We start from the raw sequence: 26932 nt of genomic DNA on the forward strand, positions 1-26932 counted from the left end.
TTTCTTCCATTATAAAAGAAACTAAGCAAATAAATCTAATATCAAATAAATAAGTGCAGCGAGAAGGGCACTGATTGGCAAAGTAATCACCCAAGTAACAAGCATGCGTTTTGCTGTATCCCATTTTACGCCTCTTACTCTGTGAGACGCTCCCACACCTAAAATTGATGAGGAAATCACATGTGTTGTACTAACTGGTAAATGAATATAAGTGGCGCCAAAAATAATAAGCGCTGAACTCAAATCAGCAGCAACGCCATTAACTGGACGAATTTTCATAATTTTTCCGCCAACAGTTTTAATAATCTTCCAACCACCGATCGAGGTACCTAAGGCCATTGCCGTTGCGCAAGATAATTGCACCCAAAAGGGAATATCATCAGTTGTATGGAAATTATTAGCGATTAAAGCCATCGTAATAATTCCCATTGATTTCTGTGCATCATTTGTACCGTGCGTAAAAGACTGTAATGCCGCGGTGAAAATTTGAAAATAACGGAAACGTTTATTTGTTTTAGGTAAATTTAGATTTTTAAAGACAATTTTAAAAATCGAATAAATGATATAACCGATGACAAAAGCCATAATAGGCGAGAAAATGAGTGCTTCTATAATTTTAAGAAATCCACCATATTTAATCGCATGGAAACCTGCAGAAATAATCGTTGCTCCTGCAATCGATCCAATCAATGCATGTGATGAACTACTGGGAATCCCAAAATACCAGGTAATTAGATTCCAAATAATAGAAGAAAGCAAAGCAGCCATTAAGACCAAGGAGCCATTATCTAATGTAAAGGGATCAACAATATCCTTTGTGATGGTTTGGGCAACTCCTGTAAACGCTAGTGCACCAAGAAAGTTCATGATGGCAGCCATGCCAATCGCAATTCGCGGTGGGAGGGCTTTTGTTGATACAGAAGTGGCGATCGCATTTGCTGTATCATGAAACCCATTTATAAAGTCAAACACTAGCGCTAATATCACGATAATGACTGTAACTAGAAAAATTGAATCAACCATGAATAAAGACTCCCTTAAGCATTTTTCATCACAATACTTTCAAGTGTGTTGGCAACACCTTGACAGCTATCTGTAATTAGCTCTAGATTTTCATAAATTTCCTTTAATTTGATTAAACGAATTGGGTCTGATTCCACGGTAAATAAATGTTTGATACTTTCACGCAATACATCATCACATTTTGATTCATAATCTTTAATTTTGATGGCATGTGGGCGCACATCAGGTAATCTTTTGCTAAATATTAGACCGATGCATAATTCAATTTCATTGACGCATTTCACAATAGCTTCTACAAATTTATACATGTAGTCATCGGCATGGATAATATTGTACATATGAAATAAAGCCGCAGTATCTTCCATCCCGTCAAGGACATCATCCATAATCATTGATAGAGCAAGAATATCTTCTCTTTCGATTGGCGTGATAAAAGAATTATTTAACTCTGTAATGATCTCATGAACATAGTTGTCTCCAATTGATTCGTATTCCTTCATTTTTTCAGCAAATATTTCGGTATCTTCGATGGTGTCTAATTTAAATTCCGCAAAATAATCTGCGCTTTCTTGCAAATTCATGGCAATTTTTTCAAGCAATGTTGCAAACTTGTCCTTTTTATTTTTAAATACCATATGCGCATCCTCCATATTTTGATAATGATCAAACTATCTTATTTTATCGCAAAAAGAGAAAAAGATAAAAGGTTTTGTCATAATTTGTTGCAGATTTTTCTGAAAATGCTTACATTTATCTAGGAAATAAAAAAATAATAAAGGGATTTGGGTCTATTGTAACCAACATGATTAAGTTTAATTAGACTAGGGAGCTATGGACTATAGTGACACTGCTTAATACGAATAAAAGGAGCCATCCTTATTCATGGCTCCTTTCGTTACTAACTTCATCGCGTGATTGTTAGATGTCTCCATAGTGGGTGAAATCAAATATAGGTGGAACGTCAAGAAATGGGGCGGTTACCTTGATCTTTTCTAATGTAAATGGATGCGTAAATTCAAGATAACGCGCATGTAAAGCTTGCCGCGAAAAACGTGGACTTCCACCGTATAGGAGATCCCCGGCTAAGGGATATCCTAATGATTGCATATGTACACGGATTTGATGAGTTCGTCCTGTAGCTAATGAGCATTGCACAAGTGTTAATTGCTCTTGGGGAAAGCAATCTAAAACTTCGTAATTGGTAGTTGCGGCTTTCCCAGTTTTTGAAACTCTTCTTCTTGTGGGATGGTGCCGATCTCTGCCAATTGGCTTATCAACATGTCCTTTCCCAGTGAAAATGCCATCTGTAAGAGCCCAATAGGTCCGTTGAATCGTTCGATTTTCTAACATCTTATCAAGGATTGTATGACTTAACGCATGCTTTGCATAAAGGATAGCCCCGCTTGTATCTTGATCAAGCCGATGAATATGTCGTACTTTTCGGTGGTCATTCTTACTTTGTAAATAAGCTGCAACTCTGTTAGCTAGTGTATTTCCTTCGTTATGGTTGGGATGTACAGCTAGACCGGCTGGTTTATTCACAATGAATAAATGGTTATCCTCATAAAGAATCTCACAAGGAATTGAATGCGGTTGTAGACTGGTTTCTTTCTCATGATTCACTTTGATTTTAAGTATATCCTCGCTTTGCAAAGGCTCTACCCAATTTACTAGCTCATCATTTTTGAAAACAATTTTTTCCATTCTCCATTGATGAAGTTGTTTTTTAGATGTTTGCCAAATGTCTTTAAAAAGTGTTTGTGGCGTAATCCCATCCCATTTTTCATGGACGGAAATACGAATGGGCTGATCCAACATATTGTTTCTCCTTTCAAGTTACTTGATTTTTCCAAGCTATCGAGTGCTCTTTATATGTTATTCTATATAAAAGGTATAAGAGAACGATCAATGGACATTATTCTTTTCATTTTACATGATCATTTCAAGAAATAGTTACTAAAAGAGCTTGTTCAAAAGGAGGATAAAAAGGACCAAGTCGGCTAAAGGCGCTGACGTCCTGTCAGCAACGCCGACACTAGTACATCCTGTACGTCGAAAATTCGCTGTGTCATTCTTACCGGACTTTTTGAACATCATTTAAAAGGTGGGTTTTAAAAATAATGAAAGTAGTAGTAGCGTCCACAGAAGAACAAGTGAATAAACTGAATGAGTTAATTCATTATATTTATCATTCTGCATTTCCACGTTATTTTACTGATCAACAAATTGCTGGGTACATAGATTGGAAAGTACTCCATTTTCCTGAGGAGAAAGAACACCCTCTTTACACGTTGGATGTTGCCTTTCGAGCGATTGCTAGTTTAGAGGTGATTATCTCGATATTAGACGTATTGCCCGAGCAAAAAAAATCATCCGAGCATCAAGAATTATTTAAAAAAAATGTAGACAACCTTTCTCAATCTGGATTGTTTTTCCCTTTTACTTATCAAAATTTTTTACAACCAAAGGAAACTAGCTTTAAGGATACATGCAGTATGTATGCCAAGCCAGCCAATCAATTTTTAATATAAATAATGGCGAAAATTGCTGTTTTCCGTATTATTAGGGGTCTTTAAGGTCCCTTTTTTTTATTGCTTAATCATTTTCAAATTTCACTACTACATATAAGCTAATATTATTAGCTCAAAAGACTTCATTGCGCAGGCATGGCTTCAGTCTTTTCGTTTTCGCACTGGGGACTCCCGCTGATACTATTCCCGCAGGCGTGGCGCCGTTTTTGTTGAAAAAGGAGGGATTATATCCATTTCACTTTCCTTCAACATCCTCGAAAGTTTTTCAAATTTGTGAAAAATCATGAAAGGGCATTCACAATTGATTTTAAAGAATGTAAGATATACTTGGAAAATAATAACGAATACTGTATGTCTTTACACTTATTAGATACAGCATGGAAATAAATTACACTTCATTAGTAATTTGATCGATTAACGGTAATTAACTTATATATAAAGAAAGGAAACATAAAATCAAGTGAGGTGGATTCTTTGAGTGGGAACAAGGAGCAGGAACGATCGGAATGGAAAAACAGGATAGGAGAAACATTGGTTCATCCTGATGGGAGAAGGGTCACTTTCTTGGAACAAGGAATAGACGAGCATGGAGATTTCTTGATTATAGAGCATCAAATAACGAGGCAAGGAATAATGAATGGTCCTCACTGGCATCCAAAGCTTACAGAATCCTTCAAAGTAAGAGAAGGGAGGATGCGTTTCCTTGTCGACGGTCAGGAACAAATTGTCGAGTCTGGGAGCCAGATAACGGTTTACCCAAACCAAGTACATCAATTTTGGAATATAGGTGAGCAGCAACTAGTAGTGACCCATGAGATTCGTCCCCCAGGTCTTCATTGGAAGATGTTTGTCTTAGTTCATAAATTAGAATGTGAAGGGAAAATGACTAGAAAGGGAATACCACGTCATCCACTGTGGCTAGGAGTGGCATGGGAATGCATTGATGGCTATCTTGATGGTCCTCCGAAGTCCTTTCAGAAAGTATTTCTTGGAGGATTGGCGAAGCTCGCCAAAGTATTTGGGTATCGAGTATGAATGTCTTTATCCATTTTGGATCGCACGTGAAGTTCAAAATGCAATTCCTAAACTCGAAGTTGGAAGACAAGCAAATTCATCCTCATCAGGCTCAGTCTAAAGTTGTAGGTTTCCCTCATACGAATAGTGAATGATTGTTCACAAGCCGAACTTATATAATATAATAGAGTGAAAATAAGTGAAACTTCAAACAGTAGGTTTCTTCTATCCCTGCTGCTATCAGTGGATTAAACTAAAATCGCAACATCCTGTTGGCGAGCCCAAAGCACGATATCCTTTCTCTGTGTTGCACGTCTTTGTGAGTTGAGTCTGCAGGCCTGAGGACTACTGACCGTGTTCCTCTTCGAACTTGTGGGATAGAGTAGGCTCACTGCAAGTTGATTCAGGATAAAAGGGGGGATTTTTTGTCAAAACAACTCAACCATCACTCTAATTTACGTACGCTAAAAGAAATTGCTGAACTGTTAAACGAAGGAACTGAAATTTCACCGCTTTTGTCAGGAGTATTACAAAAACTGTTAATAGTGACAGGTGTAACCACAGGGTGGATTTTTTTAATAGATAAGGATGGCAGACATACTGTGGAAGCTGCAGAGCATTTGCCGCCGGCTCTTTCAAAAAATAATTGCGAACCTTTAAAAAAAGGAAGCTGCTGGTGCATGAATGGTTTTAAAAAAGGGACTTTGACTAAAGCCTCTAATATTATCGAATGCCGCAGAATCGAAACAGCAGTAAAGAATCAACAAGGTGAAACGAATGATATTGCTTACCATGCAACTATTCCACTGCAACTGGGAGATGAAATGTTCGGGTTATTAAATGTGGCAGCACCGGGCAAAAAGGAGTTTAGTCGAGATGAATTAGCTTTGTTAGAATCCGTCGCCCTACAAATTGGCTCTGCGATTAAACGTATTAGATTGACGAAGAAGGAGCAGGAAATGGCTCTTATCGAAGAACGGAATCGACTTGCTCGCGATTTGCATGATTCCGTTAATCAATTATTATTTTCCCTCTCACTAACAGCGCGCGGTGGAATAGAAATGACAGGGGATCATGCCACGAAAGAGACTTTTCGTCATATTCAAAATCTCTCACAAGAAGCGCAAACAGAAATGCGTGCTCTAATCTGGCAACTAAGGCCAAGTGGATTAGAGAAGGGGCTTGTGCAGGCAATGAAAGGATATGGAGAGATCTTAGGACTAAAAATTGATACAAAGTTGTCAGGTGTTATTTCCCTTCCTACTCGTGTAGAAGAGACATTATGGAGAGTATGTCAAGAGGCCCTTAATAATTGTAAACGTCACTCGGGTCAGGATGAGGTTTCGATATCAATCACCGTTACATATGGTCGCGTGCGCTTAAAGATTCAGGATCAAGGATGCGGTTTTATCTTTGAAGGAGAGCAAACCCTTCCATCATTAGGAATTGAAGGCATGCAAGATCGTGTTGAGTCACTTGGAGGCTCTTTCAAGCTAGAGACGGCACCAAGTAAAGGGACAGCAATTATCGTAGAATTGCCATATTAAAGGATGTTCAAAAGTCCGATAAAGAGGATCTTCGACTAAATTCCGACCTGTCCTGTGTCGGACGTTTGCGATTGATGTCAGCACTTTTAGAAGACTTGGTCCTTTTATCCTCCTTTTTGAACACGTAATTATTAGGGAGGGAGAATCATGACGATTCAGGTTTTAATTGCAGATGATCATCATGTTGTCAGAAGGGGCTTAGTCTTCTTTCTACAGACTCAAAAAGATATCCAGATCGTCGGAGAAGCAAAGAATGGAAAAGAGGCGGTTAAGCTTACAATGGAGTTGAAGCCAGATGTCGTCTTAATGGATCTTGTTATGCCGGTGATGGATGGAATTGATGCAACGGCTAAAATAAAGGAAATGCAGCCCGAGACAGAAATTTTAATCCTCACAAGCTTCTCGGACCAAGACCATGTGATCCCTGCGATTGAAGCAGGTGCATCTGGTTATCAATTAAAGGATATTGAGCCTGATGAATTGGTTCATTCAATCCGCAAGCTAATAGATGGAGAAAATACACTTCATCCAAAAGCAACAAATTTGTTGATGAATCGTATGAATCAAAGTAGCCGAATCGATCATCCAATCTCTGGTTTAACAATTCGAGAAAAACAAGTATTAACAGAAATATCAAAGGGAAAAAGTAATAAAGAAATTGGTGCTTATTTAAATATTACGGAAAAAACAGTAAAAACACATGTATCTAATATTTTTATAAAGCTGGATGTCGCCGATCGAACTCAGGCGGCACTCTACGCAGTTAAAAATGGTTTCGTAAAGCCTTGAGAACCAGGAAGCGTGAAAACGTGAAGATATGAACTTAACCGTTGATCACTTAAACAGTTCTGTGACTATGGCTACTGCGCGAATTAAGCTGTTTATCGTTATTAAGAAAGTTTGTACGTCGCTAAACGAGCGCTTGCGCTTTTGTTGATGAAGGAGAGAATAGAAATGAATGTATTAACAATTAACGGAGGGATGCCAAAAGGTGGAAGAACCGAATGGCTTACTCGTTTTATTGCGAAAGAATTCCAAATTCCCTATATTGATATTAGTGAAATTCAATTACCTTTATTAACAGGTGAACAAGAACAATGGGAATTACCTAACGTTGTCTCTTTCAAGAAGAAAGTGAAAGAGGCGGAGGGTATTATTTTAATATCCCCAGAATATCATGGTGGAATGAGTGGTGCATTGAAAAATACGCTTGATTATCTTACAAGGGAAGAATTAATTCATAAACCTACTGCCCTTTTAGCAACAGCTGGTGGTGGAAAAGGTGGGATGAATTGTTTGAATAACATGAGGACGGTTATGCGTGGATTTTATGCGAATGTTATTCCTAGACAAATCATTCTTGATCCTGATTGCTTTGATTACAAGGATGGAAGTGTATTGGAGAGTTCCCGGCAAGTATTGGCTAAAATGGTAGATGAGCTAAAAATGTACGTGAGCATGAGTCAATTTCTTATTACATCTAAAGAATAGCTGTTCGGATTTTTGCCGAACAGCTATTCTTTTTAAACCTGAATCACATGTTCATTTTCTTGCTGTGGTACAGAGCTAGCAACTTCGTTTGCATGATCAATATAGCGAAGCAATGCGTATAATTTACGTTCAATGACTGAATAATCTTTTGAAAATTGATACGCATGCAAAAAATACTCTATTTTTTTGGACAAAATTTGATCTTTCGTTCGAACCATCAGCACCAATAAATTGTCCCATTCGGAACGATGGGTGTAATACAAAGCTCGATCGTAATCCACTATGTCCATTAAAAACCCTCCTTTTGGAGTATTTATATTATTAGCCATCAAGTCTTGAGCCTTCCATTGTAAATGTTGTCAATTGCAGTGCATTTCCACTATTTTTATTTTGCTTATATATTCATTTGAAAAAGAGGAATTATGCTGGTTCCCTTTCATGAAATCCCCTTTTTTTTCATACAATTGTGTAAGGGAGGGACCGCAATGAAATCAGAATCAAAGGCATTGGAATATGCCATAAGTGAAATTACGGAAATTGCCGAAGGATTTGGCCTTGATTTTTATCCGATGCGCTATGAAATTTGTCCAGCAGAAATTATTTATACATTTGGTGCATACGGAATGCCTACAAGGTTTTCTCATTGGAGCTTTGGGAAGCAATTTTTTAAGATGAAGCTTCAGTATGATCTGGGGTTAAGTAAAATTTATGAGCTTGTAATTAATTCCAATCCATGTTATGCCTTTTTACTTGATACAAATTCGCTGATTCAGAATAAATTAATTGTTGCACATGTATTGGCACATTGTGATTTTTTTAAAAACAATGCTCGCTTTCAAAATACTAAGCGTGATATGGTTGAAAGTATGGCTGCAACCGCTGAGCGTGTGCGGCAGTATGAAATTGAACACGGTAAAAGGGAGGTAGAGGATTTTCTAGATGCTGTTCTCTCGATTGAAGAGCATATTGATCCTTCGCTGCTTCGCCCAAAATTAGATTGGCAAGCTGAGGATACAGAGAGGGAAGAAAATGCTAGACAAACAACAGAATATGATGATCTTTGGTCATTAGATGAAGGGGATCAGAAACAGGAAAGAAGAAAAAAAGTAAAAAAGTCCTTTCCTCCACAGCCTGAGAAAGACATTATGCTCTTTATCGAACAATATAGTCGGGAGCTAGAAGATTGGCAACGCGACATCATGACGATGGTGAGGGAAGAAATGCTTTATTTCTGGCCCCAATTAGAAACGAAAATTATGAATGAAGGATGGGCTTCTTATTGGCATCAACGGATCTTAAGAGAATTAGACTTAACCAGCGATGAAGCGGTTGAATTTGCCAAATTAAACGCAAGTGTCATCCAACCTTCGAAAACAAATATCAATCCTTATTATTTAGGATTAAAGATCTTTGAAGATATTGAGGAACGTTGGGACCATCCTGATAAAAAGTTAAAAGAGCAAGGAGTTAAAGAAAAGTCCGGACGTGAGAAAATTTTTGAAGTACGTGAGATTGAATCAGATATCTCATTTATCCGAAATTATTTAACGAAAGATTTAGTATATCGGGAAGATATGTATTTATTTCAAAAGCGCGGTCGCGACTATAAAGTTGTAGATAAAGACTGGACAGAGGTTCGGGATCAGCTTGTCAATATGAGAGTAAATGGCGGTTTTCCCTATATTACGGTGAATGACGGTGATTACTTAAAGAACGGAGAATTGTATTTAAAGCATTGGTACGAAGAGGTTGAGCTCGATTTAAATTATTTAGAAAAAGTCCTTCCATATATACATCAACTATGGGGAAGGCCCGTTCATATGGAAAGCGTTGTCGAAGAACGTTCTGTATTATTTAGTTATAACGGCAGGAATATTCAAAGAAAGTTTCTTTAATATCCAAAAAGTCCGGTGAAAATAACACAACGAGCTAGAGGATCTTCTGCTAGTATCACACGCGCCCTGTGGGCAAAGTAGAAGTCAACCACAATGTTTACGCTTGACGCCCGCATAGTCGTCGATTTTCTCTTTTTTGAATGTACTTTAAATTTGAACACACCTTGTTAGGTGTGTTTTATTTAAAGAGAAGAAGAAAAACTGTATTTAAATGGTACGGAGGTGCCTGAGATGAATGTTATTGATTTACATTGTGATGCATTATTAAAAATCTGGGAAAGAAAGGGGGCGATATCTTTTCGAGATAGTGAAGAATTGGATACAAATTTGCAACGACTGAAAAAAGGTGAAGTTAAAATTCAGTTTTTTGCAATCTTTATTCCTCCCGAAATTAAGGCAGAGGATCAGTTTCAAGCTGCTCTTGATCAAGTCGATTATTTCTTTACAGAGGTACTTGAAAAAAATCCGGAAATGAAGCAGATTAAAGACTGGTCCTCCATTAACTCATTAAAACCTAATGAAATCGGGGCGATCCTTACACTTGAAGGGGTAGATTGCATTGGGAATGATGTACAGAAGCTCAGAATTCTCTATCAACTAGGGGTCCGATCGGTAGGACTAACATGGAATTATGCAAACTTAGCCGCTGATGGAGTGGGAGAAGCAAGAGGTGCTGGATTAACCGCCTTTGGAAAGGAAATTATTGCTTTAAACAATCGCTATAAACTATTTACGGATGTGTCACATTTAGCTGAGAAAGGGTTCTGGGAATTAATGGAGCTCGCAGATTATCCGATTGCGAGCCATTCGAATGCCAAGGCGATTTGCCCTCATCCTAGAAATTTAACTGATCAACAAGCCTTGGCTTTATTTCAAAAAAACGGACTGATTCATGTTGTTTATCACCCACTTTTTACATCTAGTACTGGGCAAGCGACGATCACTGATTTACTTCGGCATATCGAGCATTTTTGCTCCTTAGGCGGCATCAAGCAAATTGGTTTAGGTTCTGACTTTGATGGAATCGATGAATATATCGTCAGGTTAGAAAATGCTTCGACCCATCAAAACCTTATTAACGAATTATTGAAATATTATTCTGAAGATGATGTAAAAGGATTCGCTGGAAGAAATCTACTTGAACATCTTCCCGTATAATTATTTGGATTGAAGTTCCTTAACTCAGTGTATTTTGAAGTCAATATGAAATATCTTCTACGTCAATTTATAAATGGATTAAGCTTTAGTCAAATATAGAAACACATTTTCTCCTTAAAACTATGTTATATTAGATTGTACATAGTTAGTAAAGGAGTTCGAAAAAATGGCAAAAAGTGTAGTAATTGCTGAGAAACCCTCCGTTGCACGCGATATAGCAAATGTATTGAAGTGTACTAAAAAAGGAAATGGATTTCTAGAAGGCAACAAATATATCGTTACTTGGGCGCTAGGGCATTTAGTAACTTTAGCAGATCCTGAAATATATGATGTTAAATATAAGAAATGGAATTTAGAAGATCTTCCTATGCTTCCAGAACCCATGAAATTAGTTATTATGAAACAAACCGGAAAGCAGTTTAATGCTGCAAAAGCACAGCTAAATCGCAGTGATGTGAATGAAATAATTGTGGCTACTGATGCAGGGAGAGAAGGAGAACTAGTTGCACGTTGGATAATTAAAAAAGCAAAAGTTCATAAGCCTATCAAACGTCTGTGGATTTCCTCTGTAACAGACAAAGCAATAAAAGATGGATTTAATAACTTAAAGCCTGGTAAAGCCTATGAAAACCTGTATGCTTCAGCAGTAGCGCGTTCGGAGGCAGATTGGTATATAGGGTTAAATGCAACTCGTGCCTTAACAACAAAATATAATGCACAATTAAACTGTGGACGTGTGCAAACACCAACAGTAGCAATGGTTGAAGCACGAGAAGAAGAAATAAAGAATTTCAAACCGCAAACGTATTATGGAATTGAAGCTCAAACAGATGGGCTTAAATTAACGTGGCAAGATGCAAAAGGAAATAGTCGCAGCTTTAATAAAGCAAAAGTTGATGCAATCGTTAAATCACTTGAAGGTAAAGATGCAACTGTTGTTTCCATTGACCGGAAAGCCAAAAAAACATTTTCACCTGCTCTATACGATTTAACGGAGTTACAACGTGATGCAAATAAAATCTTTGGTTATTCAGCTAAAGAAACGCTAAATATCATGCAAAAACTGTACGAGCAACATAAAGTGTTAACATATCCTCGTACTGACTCACGTTATTTATCTTCAGACATTGTTAGTACGCTTCCAGAGCGTTTAAAAGCGTGTGGTGTAAATGAATATCGTCCACTTGCTTATAAAATACTAGCAAAGCCAATAAAAGCATCAAAAGCCTTTGTAGATGATGGGAAAGTAAATGATCATCATGCTATCATTCCAACCGAAGGTTATGTGAATTTCTCAGCATTTACAGATAAAGAACGTAAAATATATGACCTTGTTGTAAAGCGTTTCTTAGCCGTATTATTCCCGGCTTTTGAATATGAACAATTAATAGTGCAAGCAAAAATTGGTGATGAAAAATTCATTGCCAAAGGAAAAACGGTATCTAATGCTGGTTGGAAAGAAGTGTACGGAAACCGATTCGATGATGAAGAAGCAACGGATGATGTAAAAGAGCAATTATTACCTCGTCTTGTAAAGGATTATGTATTAAATACAAAGTTGATCGCTCAAACGGCTGGCCAAACAACTCCCCCTGCACGTTTTACAGAGGCTACTTTACTATCAGCCATGGAAAATCCCACAAAGTACATGGAGACAAACAATAAGGAACTAGTAAATACGTTAAAATCAACTGGTGGACTTGGTACTGTTGCCACTCGAGCTGATATTATTGATAAATTATTCAATTCATTCCTAATCGAAAAACGTGGTGGAAAAGAAATCTTTATCACTTCTAAAGGTCGTCAGCTACTGGATTTAGTACCAGAAGAATTAAAGTCGCCAGCGACAACTGCTGAGTGGGAACAAAAACTTGAGATGATTGCTAAAGGTAGACTCAAAAAGGATGTTTTTATAAATGAAATGAAAGGACATACAAAAGAAATTGTTGCTGAAATTAAAGCAAGTAGTAGAAAGTACAAACACGACAATATTTCAACAAAAGCATGCCCGGACTGTGGAAAGCCAATGCTTGAAGTAAACGGTAAGAAAGGAAAAATGCTTGTCTGCCAAGATCGTGAATGTGGTTATAAAAAAAATGTTTCACGCTTAACCAATGCACGCTGCCCTCAATGTAAAAAGAAAATGGAACTTCGTGGTGAAGGTAAAGGCCAAATTTTCGCATGTAAATGTGGATATCGCGAGAAACTATCTGCTTTTGAAGCGAGACGTAAAAAAGAAGGTAGTGGAAAAATGGATAAGCGTAGTGTCCAAAAATACATGAAGGAACAACAAAAAGAAGCTGAACCAATAAACAATGCATTAGCAGAAGCGTTGAAAGGATTAAAAATAGATTCTTAATTGATTTGAGCTGGCGGTTCTCAACTGTCGGCTCGTTTTTTAAAACTTTAAGTAATGGAAACACTTTGGAATTTTACTTTGTAAAAAACTATTCTGTTCAATACAAAGTGAAAGTTCAATCAGTGGGGGTTTTACAGCCAGTTAATGCGGGATAAATTGTAATAAAACCTGTAAACACAACGTGAGAGCCTATACACCGTTGATTTCCGCTGCAGGCGGACGCTTTCTGCTGACATTTTTATGGTAGTCGTTGATTTTTTTTTGCTTTAGTGTATAATAATGGAAATTGAATACAATAAAGGCATTGACGAGGAGGAGTACATACTTATCTGATGCATAGAGAGAAGGTGGATGGTGTAAACCTTCGTGAAGATAGTATGGAAGTAGCCTCTGAGCTGTGAACCGAACGGAAAGATATTTCTTAGTAGACTTCAACGGGATTTCCGCCGTCACAGGAAAACGATATCGGATATTTATGAACTATCCCGCATCGGTAGAGTGCAGAGAATATTCTCTGAATTTGGGTGGTACCACGGACGCAATGTTCGCCCCAGAGCAATGGAAATTGCTTTGGGGCGTTTTTTATTGTGTTCAATCACTAATTTTGGAGGTATTCAAATGGAAAAGCGCTATAATTTTGCTCAGATAGAAAAACAAATGCAGGAATTTTGGGAAGAAGAACAAATTTACAAGTTCGATCCAGATGCACAAGGGGAGATATACTCGATTGACACTCCGCCGCCGACAGTTAGTGGAAACATGCATGTCGGGCACTTGTTCTCTTACACACAGGCTGAAATGATTGCACGGTTTCGCAGAATGCAGGGCTATAATGTATTTTATCCCTTTGGCTTTGATGATAATGGATTACCGACCGAACGTTTGGTTGAACGCGACGAAGGTATACGTGCAAAAGATTTCTCCCGGAGTGCATTTATTAATAAATGCAAACAGACAACTAAAAATTATGAAACAGAATTTAAAAAATTCTGGAGAACAATGGGATTTTCGGTTGATTGGTCCACGCAATATGAAACGATAAACGATGACGTTAGAAAAATATCACAGTTATTATTTCTAGAGCTTGTCCAAAAAGAAAAGACATATGTGAAAGAATCTCCTGTGCTTTGGTGTACCGAATGTCAAACTTCTATCGCTCAGGCCGAGCTTGATACAGCTGATAATGAATCGACCTTTATCTATATTCCCTTTATGGTTGAAGGAAATCCGCTTTATGTTGCAACAACACGCCCTGAACTATTATATGGATGCGTTTGTTTATTCGTTCATCCTGATGACGAACGATATACATCATATATTGGGAAAAATGCTCAGATACCGCTTTACGACTATGAAGTGCCGATACTGGCGGATGATACGGTTGGAATAGATAAAGGCACCGGCGTTGTTATGTGCGCAACATTCGGTGATAGCTCCGATGCCAAGTGGTATGCTGAACACGCTCTGCCATATCGCAAGGTAATTTTGGCGGACGGTACTCTTGATAAGGATGTTCCCTTTATCGGCGAACTTACGGTCCATGCCGCCAGAAAAGAGATCATTCGATTGCTTGATGAATCCAATCTGCTGCAGAAATCCGAGAATATAATACACGCTGTTGCAATTCATGAACGCTGCAGAAAAGAAATCGAAATCATCCCGTCAAGGCAATGGTATATCGATATTCTATCTGAAAAAGAGCGGTTTCTGGATGCAGCAAACCAAATAAATTGGTATCCCGCCTACATGAAAAATCGCTATATTGCATGGGTTGAAAATTTGAAGTGGGACTGGTGTATTTCTCGTCAACGCTATTTCGGCGTTCCTTTTCCAGTTTGGTATTGCAATCATTGCGGAAAAGCTAGCTTCGCAAAAGCCGAACAGCTTCCCGTCAATCCGCTCGAAACCCCATACAAGGGTACATGTGACTGCGGATGCAAGGAATTTACTCCCGAAAGTGCCGTATTCGACACATGGGCAACGTCATCGCTAACGCCGCAGATCCATGAGAGGTTTGGTCTTAAGCTAACTCCAATGGGTATGAGAACGCATGCACATGAAATCATACGGACATGGACTTTTTATACTATCGTAAGAAGCCTGTATCATACAGGAGATATTCCATGGAAAGACTTAATGATAAATGGATTTGTTCTCGCTAAGAAGGGAGAAAAGATCAGCAAGTCAAAAGAAAATTCTGAGATGGAACCAGAAGCGCTAGTTGCCGCTCATTCTGCAGATGTTTTGCGCTATTGGTCAGCCAACGCGCGTCTCGGAACCGATACCTTTTTTGCTATCGACGAGCTTACGATTGCCAAACGGTTTATTACGAAGCTGTGGAATGCTTCCAAGTTTGCCATTTCTCATTTGCAAGACATTGATTTATCGGAGAAACCTCAGCTATTGCCGGTGGATAGATGGATAGTCGAACGTACGAATGAAACGATTAAAAAGGCTACCGTATGGTTGAATGAATATGAAATCGGATCGGCAAGACACGAATTGGATGAATTGTTCTGGAAAGACTTTTGCGATAATTATATAGAAATCGTCAAGTCCAGATTATATAAGCCCGAGCTTCATGGATATGTTGAAAGGCGTTCAGGTCAGTATGCGCTTTATTATTCATTGCTGAATATCCTGAAAATGTATGCTGTATATATTCCGCATATCACCGAATATATATATCAGCAATTTTTCAAACAGCATGAAAAAACTGCATCCGTTCATCTTTTGAAATGGGAAAAAAATGAGCACTTAAACGATGATTTTCTAGAGTTTGGAGAAACGATTAAAGAAGTGATATCCGCTATGCGGAAGAATAAATCGGATAAAAATTTATCGATTCGGGCTGAGATCGATGTTATCGAAATTAGAACTGTGTCTAAACATTTAGAGTGGTTTAAGCAGACCGAAAAAGATTTGAAAGCCTGTTCTAACGCTAAGGTGATACAGTATATCTCTAAGTAATTGTGCTGCTAAAGGCAAATCATTTCCTATTAGAAAGATTAAAGTGGACTCAAGTAATTATCTGGTCCCTCCATACAATGTTTTTGTTACCCCAGTGCGCGCGACCCGAGATTTTTCTGCTAAGACAAGTGATTACCGTTAAGAGCTTAGCAAAATAAATACTGATAAAAATAAAAAAGATTTTCAGTGTCCATACATTTTTTAGAACTTTTGAATAGTATATGGTGCAAGGGTGATCATTCACCCTTTAATTCTGACCTGGAGGTGAGAATATGGGCTTCGGATGTGGTGGCGGCTGTGGCGGCTACGGCGGATATGCTGGCGGAGCTGGTGGTGGTTTCGGCTACGGCGGTGGCTTTGCGTTGATCGTAGTACTATTTATCCTGTTGATTATCGTTGGAGCAGCTTGGTTATAGAAGGTAATGATTAGGTAAAAGCTGTATTTCTTTTATGTTTGTGAAACAGGAAAGTGGAGAGAATCTTCTCTCCACTTAATTTTGATCTTGCCAAGCAGGCAGAATAACAGTAAAGACTGTCCAATCTTCATCAGATGAGCAAAGTAAATGACCATGATGCTTGTCAATAATTTCTTTACATACATAAAGCCCTAACCCTGTTCCAGAATCCTTGGTAGTGAAAAAAGGATCAAAGATGGTTTCAACGATATTTCCGGGTATTTTTGGACCTGAATTTGCAATTTTTATAAAATTTTGATGTTGCTCTTGATAGCCCGATATTTTTATAATTGGTTTGGGAACTTGGTGAGACATCGCCTCTATAGCGTTAAAAATAATATTAATAAGGACTTGTTTGATTTCTTCAGCATATCCATTTATGTATAATGCCCCATTAAAATTTGTATCTAGTTGCACATTAGACTCTAAAATTTTTGGATAAATGAAGGAAAGGATTTGATCAAATTGATCAGATAAGGAAAAAATCTCCTTTTTTTGATTCGTTTTTTCTTTCTTAGAAAGCATGAGAAATTGAGTAATTTTTACCTTTAAATCGCTTAATTCATCTTGGATAATATCTAAATAGGGAAGATCTGGTCGATCAGAACGAAGTAATTGCACAAAGCCATCTACCGTTGTTAAAGGATTACGAAATTCATGGACAAAGCTTGCTGTCATTTGTCCTAAAAGTGTTAAGCGATCTTCATGGTCCTTTTTAGCTGCATGTAAAGAGTTTTCCGATTCTGCTAGATGTTTCAACAAATAAAATATAAATGTATCAATAATGGAAGACAGTTTATAATAAAATCTAAAATGACTTTCTTCTTGAATGGGGAGCTTATACATAATGGCTGTCAATTCTGTTTTTAAGCTCGTAATATTCTGTACCAAAAAATGGACAATACTCGGTTTATAGATAACATGCTCTGAAAGTTCTTTAGCTTTTTCTTGCAGATATTCATCTTTTTCAATCTCGGATAATGTAAAGGCACTTAGGAAGATATCAAGCATTAACTTTATATGAGTTTCCATCCATTCATTAAAAACTTTATCTGGTGACTTGAGAAGTTTTTCTTTCCAATGTGCCAAAACAATCTTCTTCTCCAGTTGTATAGAGGATAAAACGTCTTCTTTTATTTGGCTCATTTTCTCACCTCTTCTCTATTATAAGTTCTGCATTGACAATAAATATCCTTCTGTAATTTCCAATAGTTTCCAATGATACGATGAAATTCGATCATAGGACCTAAAAATCACTTAATTTATCCTTTGATCTTCTGAAATCAGTGGGAAATGACGAAAATCCCCACTGATTCAAGTTTCACTTTATATATATTATCATACAATCTTTTATATTCATTCTCAATAAAGAACAGCAGGATCACTAATAATGTAGTAAAATTATGTAGGAATAAGTAAGAAATTGTGGATTATCTTGTATAAAAGTATTATAGTGTATTTGGATTAATGATCTTGAAAAAGTGGTGAAATTGCTATGAAATTAATCACAACAATCATGCAGGCTATCAAAAGATTTTGGAAAAAAGCGCATTTAAATCAGATATTAATCTTAACGATATCCTTAGTGGTTTTACTTGGTTTGGGATATTTTGCGTGGATCGCTAGTACAACAAATGTGGAAGCTTTAAAACAAGGGTTATCTCAATCCACCATTATTTATGATAAAGATGAGGATGAAGCAAGTAAGATCTCTGCAAATAGGATGGAAGGTGTCTCTATAGACAAAGTTCCAGAGCATTTACAGGAAGCGATCATCTCGATTGAAGACCATCGTTTTCGTGAGCATAACGGTTTCGATGTCAAAGGAATTATGCGAGCTTTTTTCTCGAATTTAAAAGCAGGCAGAATTACAGCAGGTGGAAGCACAATTACACAGCAATTAACGAAGGTTGCGCTTTTGTCACCTGAAAGAACATATAAACGAAAGATTGAGGAAATTTTTCTTGCTGTAAAGTTAGAAAAGTCTTTTACAAAAGACGAAATTTTAGAAATGTATATGAACCAAGTGTTTTTTGGAAGTGGTGGTTGGGGAGTTCAAAATGCCTCTAAAACGTATTTTGGTAAAGATGTAGGGAATATAACGATTAGTGAAGCTGCCATGTTAGCAGGGATTATCAACCGTCCATCCGCATTAGATCCATATAAAAACATGGAAGCATCATTAGAGCGACGCGATATTGTTCTAAGACAGATGGAAAAATATGGTGTAATTACCGAAGAAGAAATGAATCAGGCGATAAATGAGAAAATCGTATTGAATAATCAGGGGGAGGATCCGTTAAAAGGAAAATATCCTTATTATGTTGATGCGGTGTTAAATGAAGCTATTTATCGATACGGACTTACTCAAGATGAAATTCTAACAAGAGGGTATAAAATTTATACACAAATGGATCAAAATCTGCAATCATCATTAGAAAATGTTTATGCGAACGATGATCTATTTCCAGTTAGCAGCGATGGAACTTTAGCTCAGAGTGGTGCTGTTTTACTTGATCCAAAAACTGGAGGAATTAGAGGATTAGTAGGTGGACGAGGAGAGCATACTTTTCGTGGATATAATCGTGCGACTCAATTAACAGCACAACCAGGATCTGCTATCAAGCCTTTAGCTGTCTATACACCTGCTTTGGAAGCTGGCTACACGGCTTATTCAATTTTAAAGGATGAAGAGTCACTTTCCTTTGATGGTTATCAACCAAAAAATGCAAACCATCAGTATGCAGGGGAAGTTCCAATGTATCAGGCTGTGGAGGATTCTTTAAATGTTCCCGCCGTTTGGTTACTAAATGAGCTTGGAATAGAAAAGAGCAGTGAAGCATTGCAAAAGTTCGGACTTTCTGTTTCAGAAAAAGATAAGAATTTGAGTCTGGCTCTTGGAGGCACAGATACAGGCTATTCACCAAAGCAAATGGCTGAAGCTTATTCAGCTTTTGCCAATGGAGGCCAGCGGGTCCAAAGTCATATTATTACAAAGATTGTGGGTCCCACAGGGAATGTAGAAGTCGAGGTACATCCGAAAAAAACTCGAGTAATGGATTCTTCTACAGCAGAAGAGATGACTTCAATGTTACTGAATGTTATTGATTCCGGTACAGGACAAAAAGCCAAAATAGATGACTACAAGCTAGCAGGAAAGACAGGTTCAACACAGGTATCTTATGATCAAAACGGAACAAAGGACCAGTGGTTTGTCGGTTATACACCAAATTTAGTCGGGGCAGTGTGGCTAGGATATGATTATACCGACGAACAACATTATTTAAAAGGTTCAAGTGGTGATGTGGTCACACCTATATTCCGCAGTATAATGGCGAATAGTCTTTCACATATTGAAAATGATGATTTTGCAACAAAATCGATCAATCAACATATAGAAGAACAAAATCAAAAGGATAACCGTTCTATTAAAGATAAATTAAAAGATTTTGATGATAAAATGTCAAAAGAAGCAGAAAAGTGGATGGAGAGATGGGATAAAGGAAAAGGAAAATGGAATGAAATAGAGGATAAAATAAAAGACAAACTTAAACAATTAGAATAAACTATTCTTAAAGGGTGATCTGATCAGACGAACTTTCGATGATTGGATCACCTTTTATATTTTATGACTGATGTCACGAGAATTTCGGTTAATTGATAAATATGAAGGCAGGGAGATGAAAAATTACGTTGATTATGAGAAAATAGAGATGATGATGAAAGATTATAGGAGGCTATACATATGGATTATCGGATTGAGAAAGATACAATAGGAGAAATTAGAGTACAAAATGACAAGTATTGGGGTGCCCAAACGCAAAGAAGTAAACAGAACTTTAAAATTGGTACTGAAAAGGTTTCTATGGAAGTTATTAAAGCCTTTTCTCATCTTAAGAAGGCAGCAGCGATTGCGAATCATCAATTAGGTAAGCTTTCTTCCACAAAAAAGGCAGCAATCAGCCAGGCTTGTGACGAAGTACTTGAGGGGAAATTCGACGAACATTTCCCACTAGTTGTGTGGCAGACTGGAAGCGGAACCCAGTCGAATATGAACGTGAACGAAGTGGTTGCTAGACGTGCGAACGAATTATTAGCAGAGCAAGGGGCAGAAGAAACCGTTCACCCTAATGATGATGTCAATATGTCGCAAAGTTCCAATGATACATTTCCAACAGCCATGCATGTGGCAGCTTATCAAGAGGTCCATGAATTATTGATACCAGCTCTCCATCAACTTACATCAACCTTACAGAAAAAAGAGCAAGCGTATATGGAGATTATTAAAATTGGACGTACCCATCTACAAGATGCAACCCCTTTAACATTAGGCCAAGAAATTAGTGGTTGGCGTGCGATGTTAGAAAAAAGCGGAAAGATGATAAAGGAAAGTGTGGAGCATTTGCTGCAGCTTGCAATCGGTGGTACTGCGGTAGGAACAGGGATTAATGCAGATCCAGCATTTGGAAATCTAGTGGCTGAGCAACTTAGCAAACAAACAAATTATTCTTTTGTTTCATCAGATAATAAATTTCATGCATTGACGAGTCATGATGAAATTGTATTTGTACACGGTGCCGTTAAAGGATTAGCAGCTGATTTAATGAAGATTGCCAATGACGTTCGGTGGTTGGCGAGTGGACCTCGTAGTGGAATTGGTGAACTGTCAATCCCAGCAAATGAACCAGGTAGCTCCATTATGCCTGGAAAAGTAAATCCTACACAAAGCGAAGCTATTACAATGGTTGTAACGCAAGTAATGGGGAATGATGCAGCCATCGGCTTTGCGGCTAGTCAGGGGAATTTTGAATTAAATGTATTCAAACCTGTTATTATTTATAATTTCTTGCAGTCTGTTCGACTTCTAGCAGATAGTATGATTTCATTTGACGAAAATTGTATCGTAGGATTAGAACCTAATTTAGATGTAATTGAGGAAAATGTGAATCGCTCTCTTATGTTAGTAACAGCATTAAATCCTTATATTGGCTATGAGAAAGCAGCTGAAATCGCTAAATTAGCCTTTAAAGAAGGGACTACATTAAAAGCAGCAGCGATTAAAACAGGTTATTTAACAGCAGAACAATATGATGAGTGGATCGACCCAAGCAAAATGGTTAATCTATAAACCAAAAGCGTAAACGCATAGATCGGCCCTAATAGGAAAGCCCCCGGGATCCGGGGGCTTTAGCCATTATATTTAATTTTATTAGCTGTTATAGCCGCCGCCAAGTTGTTGTTGAGCCATAGATACTAGGCGTTTTGTGATTTCTCCACCTACAGAACCATTAGCACGAGAAGTTGTATCTGCTCCAAGGTTTACACCAAACTCTTGTGCAATTTCAACTTTCATTGAGTTAATTGCTTGCTCAGCACCTGGTACTAAGATTGGGTTTGAGTTGTTAGAATTGTTGTTAGCCATTTCCTTTGTCATCTCCTTGTTGTGTATTATGATATGGTTGGGTCCGCTGGAATTGCACCAGCACACTTATGGGTGTCCTACTGAGGTAAGACCCAGCGAGAAAGTCTCTTTGTCCTTTTTATTATGTTTTGTTGTTTAGAAATTATTCATACATTGTAGAGGGAATTTTTTCCGGTTATTGTCCTTGATTAAGAGATGGCTTTGCTTTAAGAATATTATTTTCTATAAACAAGTAAAAAAACCTACCAATTTTTTCAAATTGGTAGGTTTTTTTACTTGTTCGCTTAGCGAATTCTTAGTTCAGTCTCTGTATCAAAGAAATGAACTTTATTCATATCTAAAGCAAGTTCCATGGATTGCCCTGGTTCCGCAATCGTTCTTGCATCAATTTTTGCCACGAATTCTTGCTCACCGATAGAAGAGTAAAGCATTGTTTCGGCTCCTAAAAGCTCAGAAACATCAATTTTGATTGTGACTTTTGTATTTGGTGATGCTTCAATGAATGCAGGCTCATCATGGAGGTCTTCAGGGCGTACACCCATTACAAAGGCTTTCCCTACATAACCTTGTTCACGAAGCATTTTCATTTTGCCTTCTGGCACAGCTACTTTTTCTCCACCATCAATCTTGAAACCATCCTCTTCAAGTTTCCCGTTGAAGAAGTTCATTGCAGGTGATCCGATAAATCCACCAACAAAGATATTGTCTGGATTGTCATAAACTTCTTTCGGACTACCTACTTGTTGAATTACTCCGTCTTTCATAACAACAATTCTAGTCGCCATTGTCATCGCTTCTGTTTGGTCATGGGTAACATAGATTGTTGTTGTTTGTAGTCTTTGGTGCAATTTTGCAATTTCCGCACGCATTTGAACACGGAGTTTCGCATCCAAGTTAGACAAAGGTTCGTCCATTAGGAATACTTTAGCATCCCGTACAATCGCACGTCCTAATGCGACACGCTGACGTTGTCCACCGGAAAGTGCTTTCGGCTTACGATCAAGGAAGCTTTCAAGACCAAGAATTCTTGCCGCGTTATTGACACGTTCTTCGATTTCTTTCTTTGGCATTTTACGTAATTTCAACCCAAATGCCATATTGTCGTATACAGTCATATGTGGATAAAGAGCGTAGTTCTGGAATACCATCGCAATATCGCGATCTTTAGGAGCGACATCATTTACTCTTTTATCATCAATGTAGAAATCACCTTGTGAGATTTCTTCCAATCCAGCAATCATACGTAATGTTGTAGATTTACCACAACCAGAAGGTCCAACGAAAACGATAAATTCTTTATCTTCTACATGAAGATTGAAATCAGATACTGCTGTGACTTTATTATCATAAACTTTATAAATACCATCAAGACGTAACTCAGCCATTGATAAAACCCCCTAAATTTAATGTACTTTTATTGTACAGAATCCGCTTTCAGCAGGCTATGGACAAGGTGCACAAAATCGCAATCCATTTTTTAGGCAAGATGCCCATTAATAGAAAAAAGCTCCGCAGACGATAAGTCAACCTTGACTCATTCTTTGTCGTGTTGTTGCTATAGACGGCAGGATACGAGTCTCTCGATGCAACAACATTTAATCATTGTTCTATTAAATCCCCCTCTCTCCAGAAGGGAAGCACAGCCCATCTGGGGAGAGGAGGATTTTAAACAAGCGCATTCCGCTTTTCTAGGCTCTAGGCGTCCATATGGAGGCAGGCTAGGTATGTAAAGAAAGCGCCATGGAATGTTTTGATATCGATGCCTGTTTTCTCGATAAATTTGTCAATTCGATATTGAAGGCTATTCCGATGCATAAACAGTTGTTTGGCGGTTGAAGTAGCATTTGCTTGGTTTTCAATATATGTTTTGATCGTTTTTGTTAGGTCAGTATCATCTGATAAGATCTGGTGAACATCTGCAAATAGGATAGGACGCTCGTGTTCGGGAAGATTAAGATATGAATAATTCGGTATGACTTTTTCTCGTGTCATAATTCTTTCTTCTGGTTGATCCGATAATGAGACAGCCAACAATCTTTGTTCTAATTCAAACAGATGTTTTAGTTGCTGATGAATAGGCTGAAAAAAGCCAAGATAAAAATGAATTTTGATAAAAAAATCACTTTCTAATGCCTCAATGGCAGAGGATAAATCTTCCTCTGTTATGGAGAACTTTGGATGATCTTCAATGATGACGCCATGATGATGGCTGATAGGGACAAAGATTATCTCGTTAGAAAAGAGGCTTTTTGTTGCTTCCTCCCACTCCTTATACTGAAAATCATCATGCATATTAGGAATGGTAAAATGGATAAAACGAATATTTTTTGCTTTGGAATCTGGAATTTTCCCATTATGGATCAAAAATTGATACCATTTCTCCGCCATTGGAGTCCGAACTAATTCTTGTCTAGGACCTAATGGGAAAAGAGTTGCAAGCAATGTAATTTCTTCTTTTGTTAATTGCGCATGTGGAATCCCTATATAAGAATCAGTGCGTTCATCCTTTAACCATATATGCTGTGAATCGGTAGTAGGTTTTAAACTCGTAATCGCATCAGGGTATAAATGTAATAATTTTTTTATCATATGAAGCTCCTTTACCATGCCTTTTTCTAGAAAGAAAAGGAGCTGACAATGAAGTCAGCCCTTTCTTCATTATATCTCCTTAGGATCCTCTTCAGGAAAGAAGTCCACGGCTTCCTCAATATTGGTGGAGTCTTTTCTCATAAAAACGGATCCACCTGACATTCCTTCATTGACCATTCGGTCGACATCCATATATAATTTATGACGACCTTCAAAGTCGGTATCAGGTAAAAATTGTTTTTGCTTCTTTCTTTTATTCATACCATCAGCCTCCTTCCGTTTTAGTATGGAGGCGGGATGGATATTACATGCTCTTTAAATATTGGTAAGCCTAACGTTCATGATCATAAATATGAAAGAGCATTAGATCATGAACCTGTTTTTCGATTAGATTTCTGTTTTCTAAGAAGGTTAATGGGCTTTCCCAATCAATTTGACCGTTGGGGTGATAAAGACCAGAAATTTTTCTTTGTTTGTAGAAAAAAGAGAATTTCCAACCTAGATGTTGTTGAGTAGGAAGAATGGTTTGAACTTGAAAATGTTGAAACATATTTCTTCACCTCTTAAGTAGTTTATCAAATATAAGTAAATCATTAAATAAAAATTCATGAACAACGCTTTTATATATTAAAAAGTTTGTGTTCAAACCGGACTTTTTTAGCAATCTCTAAAAGGATAGGGAACTTTCTTTTGCATGAAACGTAGAGAAATTAGAAACAAATAAGAGTTACATTACTCAGGAGGAATTTAAATGTCAAATTGGATATGGACGGTATTATTTATGGTTGTCATTGGAGCAATTATTGGTGGTTTTACAAATTACTTGGCCATTCAAATGCTCTTTCGTCCACACCGTTCCATTTATATTGGAAAATGGCAGCTCCCTTTTACACCAGGATTGATTCCCAAAAGGCAAAAGGAGCTAGCTACACAAGTAGGAAAATTAGTCGTGAATCATTTAGTAACCCCGCAAAGTATACAAGAAAAATTATCCGAACCAAAATTTAAATATGAAATGGAAACATTAGTCAGCAATAAAATCCATAGTTGGCTAAACGAAAAATGGACGGTTGAACAATTATTGCATTTTTTACAGATCGAAAATGCAGAACAAAAAGCGAGAGACTATTTACATAGTAAAGTGAAACAAAAATACACATCCTTAAAGGGAAAATACAGTAATGAGCCAATCATTAAACTCGTACCTGAAGAGTGGGAGATCAAGATGCAAGAGAAAATTCCTGATCTTTCTGAGAAGGTGCTGAACAAAGTGACTATTTATTTTTCTAGTGAACAAGGAAAAGAAAAAATAAATAAAATGATCGAAGAGTTTTTTCAAGATCGAGGTCGAATTTGGACGATGATTCAAATGTTTGTTGGTAATCAATCATTGGTCGATCGACTTCAGCCAGAACTGATTAAATTTCTACAAAATGACAATACAAAACAGATGCTTACGAATATTTTACAAGCAGAATGGAGTAAATTACAGCAAAATTCAATGGAGGATTTATTTCCGAATTGGCAAGATGAACCATTATTACATTATCTAGAAAAATTAGCAGATAAGGCCATTCCATTAGATACGTTCTTTCATCTTTCTATTCATGAGGTGATTTCACCATTTAAAGAAAAGATCGATCAAAAGTGGGTTCCCTTTCTATTAGATGCTGCAGGAAACTATTTAGTACAAGGAACAGAAGAAATGATGAAAAGATTCCAGGTTGAAGAAATTGTCCGTGAACAAATTGAACAATTTTCACTAGCAAAACTTGAAGAACTCGTGTTATCAATTGCGAAAAAGGAATTATCGATGATTACCTACTTGGGTGCCATTCTTGGTGGTGCAATTGGCCTAATTCAAGGAATCATTGTGATGATTACTTCCTAGTATGTTACACTGTTTGGGAAGGAGGGATTCTATTTATGGCAACAAATTTATATGATCACGCGTATGACCTTGAAAAATCTTTACGTGAAAGTGAAGAATATGTGGAACTAAAGAATATGTATGAAGCGGTTGAAAATGATGCTACGGCTAAATCAATGTTTGATTCATTTCGGCAAGTTCAAATGCAACTTCAGCAAAAACAGATGAATGGACAAGATATTCCGGAAGAAGAAGTCCAGCAAGCACAATTGATTGCCAATCAAGTGCAGCAGAATGAAAAAGTAACAAAATTAATGGAAGCAGAACAAAGAATGAGTATGGCGATTCAAGAGTTGAATAAAATTATTATGAAGCCACTTGATGATTTATATGGCGCTGTCCAAGGACAATAATGCAAAAAAGAACCGCTTTTTGATAAGCGGTTCTTTTTTTGAAAGATAAGCAAGCATAAAATTTAAGTCTGGGCAGTTGTTGTCCAGATCCAGGTGCCATCGGCATTGCGACGTACAGGATGTACTAGTGCAGATGAAGCGACAGGACGTCGCGAACTTAGCCGATGTTCTGCATAAATAACCTGGGCCAATGAA

At 37.5% G+C, this 26932-nt stretch carries 24 protein-coding genes and 1 other annotated feature; of the genes, 14 read left to right on the forward strand and 10 right to left on the reverse strand.

Going from position 1 to position 26932, the window contains the following annotated elements:
- Window positions 1-21 precede the first annotated feature (21 nt).
- The 3 genes from KI375_RS21275 to KI375_RS21285 form a co-directional block, all read right to left on the reverse strand.
- The gene (locus KI375_RS21275; protein ID WP_212975414.1) at window positions 22-1023 is read right to left on the reverse strand and encodes an inorganic phosphate transporter; all 1002 of its coding nucleotides are present in this window, start codon (window positions 1021-1023) and stop codon (window positions 22-24) included.
- Between the two features lie 14 nt (window positions 1024-1037).
- The gene (locus KI375_RS21280) at window positions 1038-1658 is read right to left on the reverse strand and encodes a DUF47 domain-containing protein (RefSeq protein WP_212975415.1); all 621 of its coding nucleotides are present in this window, start codon (window positions 1656-1658) and stop codon (window positions 1038-1040) included.
- A 283-nt stretch (window positions 1659-1941) separates the two neighbouring features.
- A complete protein-coding gene (locus tag KI375_RS21285) occupies window positions 1942-2841 on the reverse strand; it encodes an RluA family pseudouridine synthase (protein ID WP_212975416.1) in 900 nt (299 codons plus the stop codon).
- A gap of 302 nt (window positions 2842-3143) precedes the next feature.
- Between KI375_RS21285 and KI375_RS21290 the strand changes: the two genes are divergently transcribed.
- From KI375_RS21290 to KI375_RS21310, 5 genes are all read left to right on the forward strand, one after another.
- On the forward strand, window positions 3144-3554 hold the full coding sequence (locus tag KI375_RS21290) for a DUF5365 family protein (RefSeq protein WP_207450767.1): 411 nt from the start codon (window positions 3144-3146) through the stop codon (window positions 3552-3554).
- 474 nt (window positions 3555-4028) lie between these two features.
- Window positions 4029-4589 carry a cupin domain-containing protein gene (locus tag KI375_RS21295; RefSeq protein WP_244852917.1) on the forward strand — a complete coding sequence of 187 codons (561 nt, stop codon included), beginning with the start codon at window positions 4029-4031 and terminating at the stop codon, window positions 4587-4589.
- A gap of 404 nt (window positions 4590-4993) precedes the next feature.
- The gene (locus KI375_RS21300; protein WP_212975417.1) at window positions 4994-6115 is read left to right on the forward strand and encodes a GAF domain-containing sensor histidine kinase; all 1122 of its coding nucleotides are present in this window, start codon (window positions 4994-4996) and stop codon (window positions 6113-6115) included.
- Window positions 6116-6262: 147 nt separating this feature from the next.
- Entirely contained in the window at window positions 6263-6904 is a 642-nt protein-coding gene (locus tag KI375_RS21305) for a response regulator (protein WP_207450771.1), read from the forward strand.
- Window positions 6905-7069: 165 nt separating this feature from the next.
- Complete coding sequence (locus tag KI375_RS21310) at window positions 7070-7606, forward strand: NADPH-dependent FMN reductase (protein WP_207450773.1); 537 nt, start codon at window positions 7070-7072, stop codon at window positions 7604-7606.
- 32 nt (window positions 7607-7638) lie between these two features.
- On the opposite strand, the gene KI375_RS21315 is transcribed toward KI375_RS21310, so the two are convergent.
- Window positions 7639-7896: a YhdB family protein gene (locus KI375_RS21315; protein ID WP_207450775.1), complete on the reverse strand. Its 258-nt coding sequence runs from the start codon at window positions 7894-7896 to the stop codon at window positions 7639-7641.
- A gap of 195 nt (window positions 7897-8091) precedes the next feature.
- Here KI375_RS21315 and KI375_RS21320 point away from each other — a divergent pair, with 195 nt between their 5' ends.
- The 5 genes from KI375_RS21320 (at window position 8092) to KI375_RS21340 (ending at window position 16404) form a co-directional block, all read left to right on the forward strand.
- On the forward strand, window positions 8092-9501 hold the full coding sequence (locus tag KI375_RS21320; protein WP_207450777.1) for a SpoVR family protein: 1410 nt from the start codon (window positions 8092-8094) through the stop codon (window positions 9499-9501).
- A 231-nt stretch (window positions 9502-9732) separates the two neighbouring features.
- Window positions 9733-10659 (forward strand): dipeptidase, encoded by a 927-nt coding sequence (locus KI375_RS21325; protein ID WP_212975418.1) that lies wholly within the window; start codon window positions 9733-9735, stop codon window positions 10657-10659.
- A 166-nt stretch (window positions 10660-10825) separates the two neighbouring features.
- The gene (locus KI375_RS21330; protein WP_212975419.1) at window positions 10826-13018 is read left to right on the forward strand and encodes a DNA topoisomerase III; all 2193 of its coding nucleotides are present in this window, start codon (window positions 10826-10828) and stop codon (window positions 13016-13018) included.
- A 295-nt stretch (window positions 13019-13313) separates the two neighbouring features.
- Window positions 13314-13574, forward strand: a binding site (T-box leader).
- Between the two features lie 62 nt (window positions 13575-13636).
- Window positions 13637-15988: a valine--tRNA ligase gene (locus tag KI375_RS21335; protein WP_212975420.1), complete on the forward strand. Its 2352-nt coding sequence runs from the start codon at window positions 13637-13639 to the stop codon at window positions 15986-15988.
- 272 nt (window positions 15989-16260) lie between these two features.
- Window positions 16261-16404, forward strand: coding sequence for a YjcZ family sporulation protein (locus tag KI375_RS21340; protein WP_207450788.1), 144 nt, complete (start codon window positions 16261-16263; stop codon window positions 16402-16404).
- Between the two features lie 75 nt (window positions 16405-16479).
- Here the strand turns inward: KI375_RS21340 and KI375_RS21345 are convergent, their stop codons facing one another.
- A complete protein-coding gene (locus tag KI375_RS21345) occupies window positions 16480-17589 on the reverse strand; it encodes a sensor histidine kinase (protein ID WP_212975421.1) in 1110 nt (369 codons plus the stop codon).
- 349 nt (window positions 17590-17938) lie between these two features.
- Here KI375_RS21345 and KI375_RS21350 point away from each other — a divergent pair, with 349 nt between their 5' ends.
- Together KI375_RS21350 and fumC are read left to right on the forward strand one after the other, a co-directional pair.
- The gene (locus KI375_RS21350; RefSeq protein WP_212975422.1) at window positions 17939-20008 is read left to right on the forward strand and encodes a transglycosylase domain-containing protein; all 2070 of its coding nucleotides are present in this window, start codon (window positions 17939-17941) and stop codon (window positions 20006-20008) included.
- A gap of 180 nt (window positions 20009-20188) precedes the next feature.
- Window positions 20189-21571, forward strand: a complete 1383-nt coding sequence (gene fumC, locus KI375_RS21355) for a class II fumarate hydratase (protein WP_212975423.1) — start codon at window positions 20189-20191, stop codon at window positions 21569-21571.
- Window positions 21572-21652: 81 nt separating this feature from the next.
- Here the strand turns inward: fumC and KI375_RS21360 are convergent, their stop codons facing one another.
- The 5 genes from KI375_RS21360 to KI375_RS21380 all read right to left on the reverse strand — a co-directional run bounded on the left by KI375_RS21360 (window position 21653) and on the right by KI375_RS21380 (window position 25004).
- The gene (locus KI375_RS21360) at window positions 21653-21865 is read right to left on the reverse strand and encodes an alpha/beta-type small acid-soluble spore protein (RefSeq protein WP_212975424.1); all 213 of its coding nucleotides are present in this window, start codon (window positions 21863-21865) and stop codon (window positions 21653-21655) included.
- A 284-nt stretch (window positions 21866-22149) separates the two neighbouring features.
- Window positions 22150-23250: an ABC transporter ATP-binding protein gene (locus KI375_RS21365; RefSeq protein WP_212975425.1), complete on the reverse strand. Its 1101-nt coding sequence runs from the start codon at window positions 23248-23250 to the stop codon at window positions 22150-22152.
- Window positions 23251-23560: 310 nt separating this feature from the next.
- Window positions 23561-24454 carry a helix-turn-helix domain-containing protein gene (locus KI375_RS21370; protein WP_212975426.1) on the reverse strand — a complete coding sequence of 298 codons (894 nt, stop codon included), beginning with the start codon at window positions 24452-24454 and terminating at the stop codon, window positions 23561-23563.
- Between the two features lie 69 nt (window positions 24455-24523).
- Window positions 24524-24715 carry a hypothetical protein gene (locus KI375_RS21375; RefSeq protein ID WP_212975427.1) on the reverse strand — a complete coding sequence of 64 codons (192 nt, stop codon included), beginning with the start codon at window positions 24713-24715 and terminating at the stop codon, window positions 24524-24526.
- Window positions 24716-24785: 70 nt separating this feature from the next.
- Window positions 24786-25004, reverse strand: coding sequence for a DUF5342 family protein (locus tag KI375_RS21380; protein WP_212975428.1), 219 nt, complete (start codon window positions 25002-25004; stop codon window positions 24786-24788).
- A 201-nt stretch (window positions 25005-25205) separates the two neighbouring features.
- Here KI375_RS21380 and KI375_RS21385 point away from each other — a divergent pair, with 201 nt between their 5' ends.
- A complete protein-coding gene (locus KI375_RS21385) occupies window positions 25206-26345 on the forward strand; it encodes a DUF445 domain-containing protein (RefSeq protein WP_212975429.1) in 1140 nt (379 codons plus the stop codon).
- Between the two features lie 35 nt (window positions 26346-26380).
- Window positions 26381-26737: a YlbF/YmcA family competence regulator gene (locus KI375_RS21390; RefSeq protein WP_212975430.1), complete on the forward strand. Its 357-nt coding sequence runs from the start codon at window positions 26381-26383 to the stop codon at window positions 26735-26737.
- Window positions 26738-26932 lie beyond the last annotated feature (195 nt).

Origin of the sequence: Bacillus sp. J14TS2 (genome assembly GCF_018333015.1) — a bacterium.
Lineage (GTDB): Bacteria > Bacillota > Bacilli > Bacillales > Bacillaceae_C > Lederbergia.

Coding starts and splice junctions, on each gene's coding strand:
- KI375_RS21275 (WP_212975414.1), bottom strand. CDS start 1,023: ATGGTTGATTCAATTTTTCTAGTTACAGTCATTATCGTGATATTAGCG.
- KI375_RS21280 (WP_212975415.1), bottom strand. CDS start 1,658: ATGGTATTTAAAAATAAAAAGGACAAGTTTGCAACATTGCTTGAAAAA.
- KI375_RS21285 (WP_212975416.1), bottom strand. CDS start 2,841: ATGTTGGATCAGCCCATTCGTATTTCCGTCCATGAAAAATGGGATGGG.
- KI375_RS21290 (WP_207450767.1), top strand. CDS start 3,144: ATGAAAGTAGTAGTAGCGTCCACAGAAGAACAAGTGAATAAACTGAAT.
- KI375_RS21305 (WP_207450771.1), top strand. CDS start 6,263: ATGACGATTCAGGTTTTAATTGCAGATGATCATCATGTTGTCAGAAGG.
- KI375_RS21310 (WP_207450773.1), top strand. CDS start 7,070: ATGAATGTATTAACAATTAACGGAGGGATGCCAAAAGGTGGAAGAACC.
- KI375_RS21315 (WP_207450775.1), bottom strand. CDS start 7,896: ATGGACATAGTGGATTACGATCGAGCTTTGTATTACACCCATCGTTCC.
- KI375_RS21320 (WP_207450777.1), top strand. CDS start 8,092: ATGAAATCAGAATCAAAGGCATTGGAATATGCCATAAGTGAAATTACG.
- KI375_RS21325 (WP_212975418.1), top strand. CDS start 9,733: ATGAATGTTATTGATTTACATTGTGATGCATTATTAAAAATCTGGGAA.
- KI375_RS21330 (WP_212975419.1), top strand. CDS start 10,826: ATGGCAAAAAGTGTAGTAATTGCTGAGAAACCCTCCGTTGCACGCGAT.
- KI375_RS21335 (WP_212975420.1), top strand. CDS start 13,637: ATGGAAAAGCGCTATAATTTTGCTCAGATAGAAAAACAAATGCAGGAA.
- KI375_RS21340 (WP_207450788.1), top strand. CDS start 16,261: ATGGGCTTCGGATGTGGTGGCGGCTGTGGCGGCTACGGCGGATATGCT.
- KI375_RS21345 (WP_212975421.1), bottom strand. CDS start 17,589: ATGAGCCAAATAAAAGAAGACGTTTTATCCTCTATACAACTGGAGAAG.
- KI375_RS21350 (WP_212975422.1), top strand. CDS start 17,939: ATGAAATTAATCACAACAATCATGCAGGCTATCAAAAGATTTTGGAAA.
- fumC (WP_212975423.1), top strand. CDS start 20,189: ATGGATTATCGGATTGAGAAAGATACAATAGGAGAAATTAGAGTACAA.
- KI375_RS21360 (WP_212975424.1), bottom strand. CDS start 21,865: ATGGCTAACAACAATTCTAACAACTCAAACCCAATCTTAGTACCAGGT.
- KI375_RS21365 (WP_212975425.1), bottom strand. CDS start 23,250: ATGGCTGAGTTACGTCTTGATGGTATTTATAAAGTTTATGATAATAAA.
- KI375_RS21370 (WP_212975426.1), bottom strand. CDS start 24,454: ATGATAAAAAAATTATTACATTTATACCCTGATGCGATTACGAGTTTA.
- KI375_RS21375 (WP_212975427.1), bottom strand. CDS start 24,715: ATGAATAAAAGAAAGAAGCAAAAACAATTTTTACCTGATACCGACTTT.
- KI375_RS21380 (WP_212975428.1), bottom strand. CDS start 25,004: ATGTTTCAACATTTTCAAGTTCAAACCATTCTTCCTACTCAACAACAT.
- KI375_RS21385 (WP_212975429.1), top strand. CDS start 25,206: ATGTCAAATTGGATATGGACGGTATTATTTATGGTTGTCATTGGAGCA.
- KI375_RS21390 (WP_212975430.1), top strand. CDS start 26,381: ATGGCAACAAATTTATATGATCACGCGTATGACCTTGAAAAATCTTTA.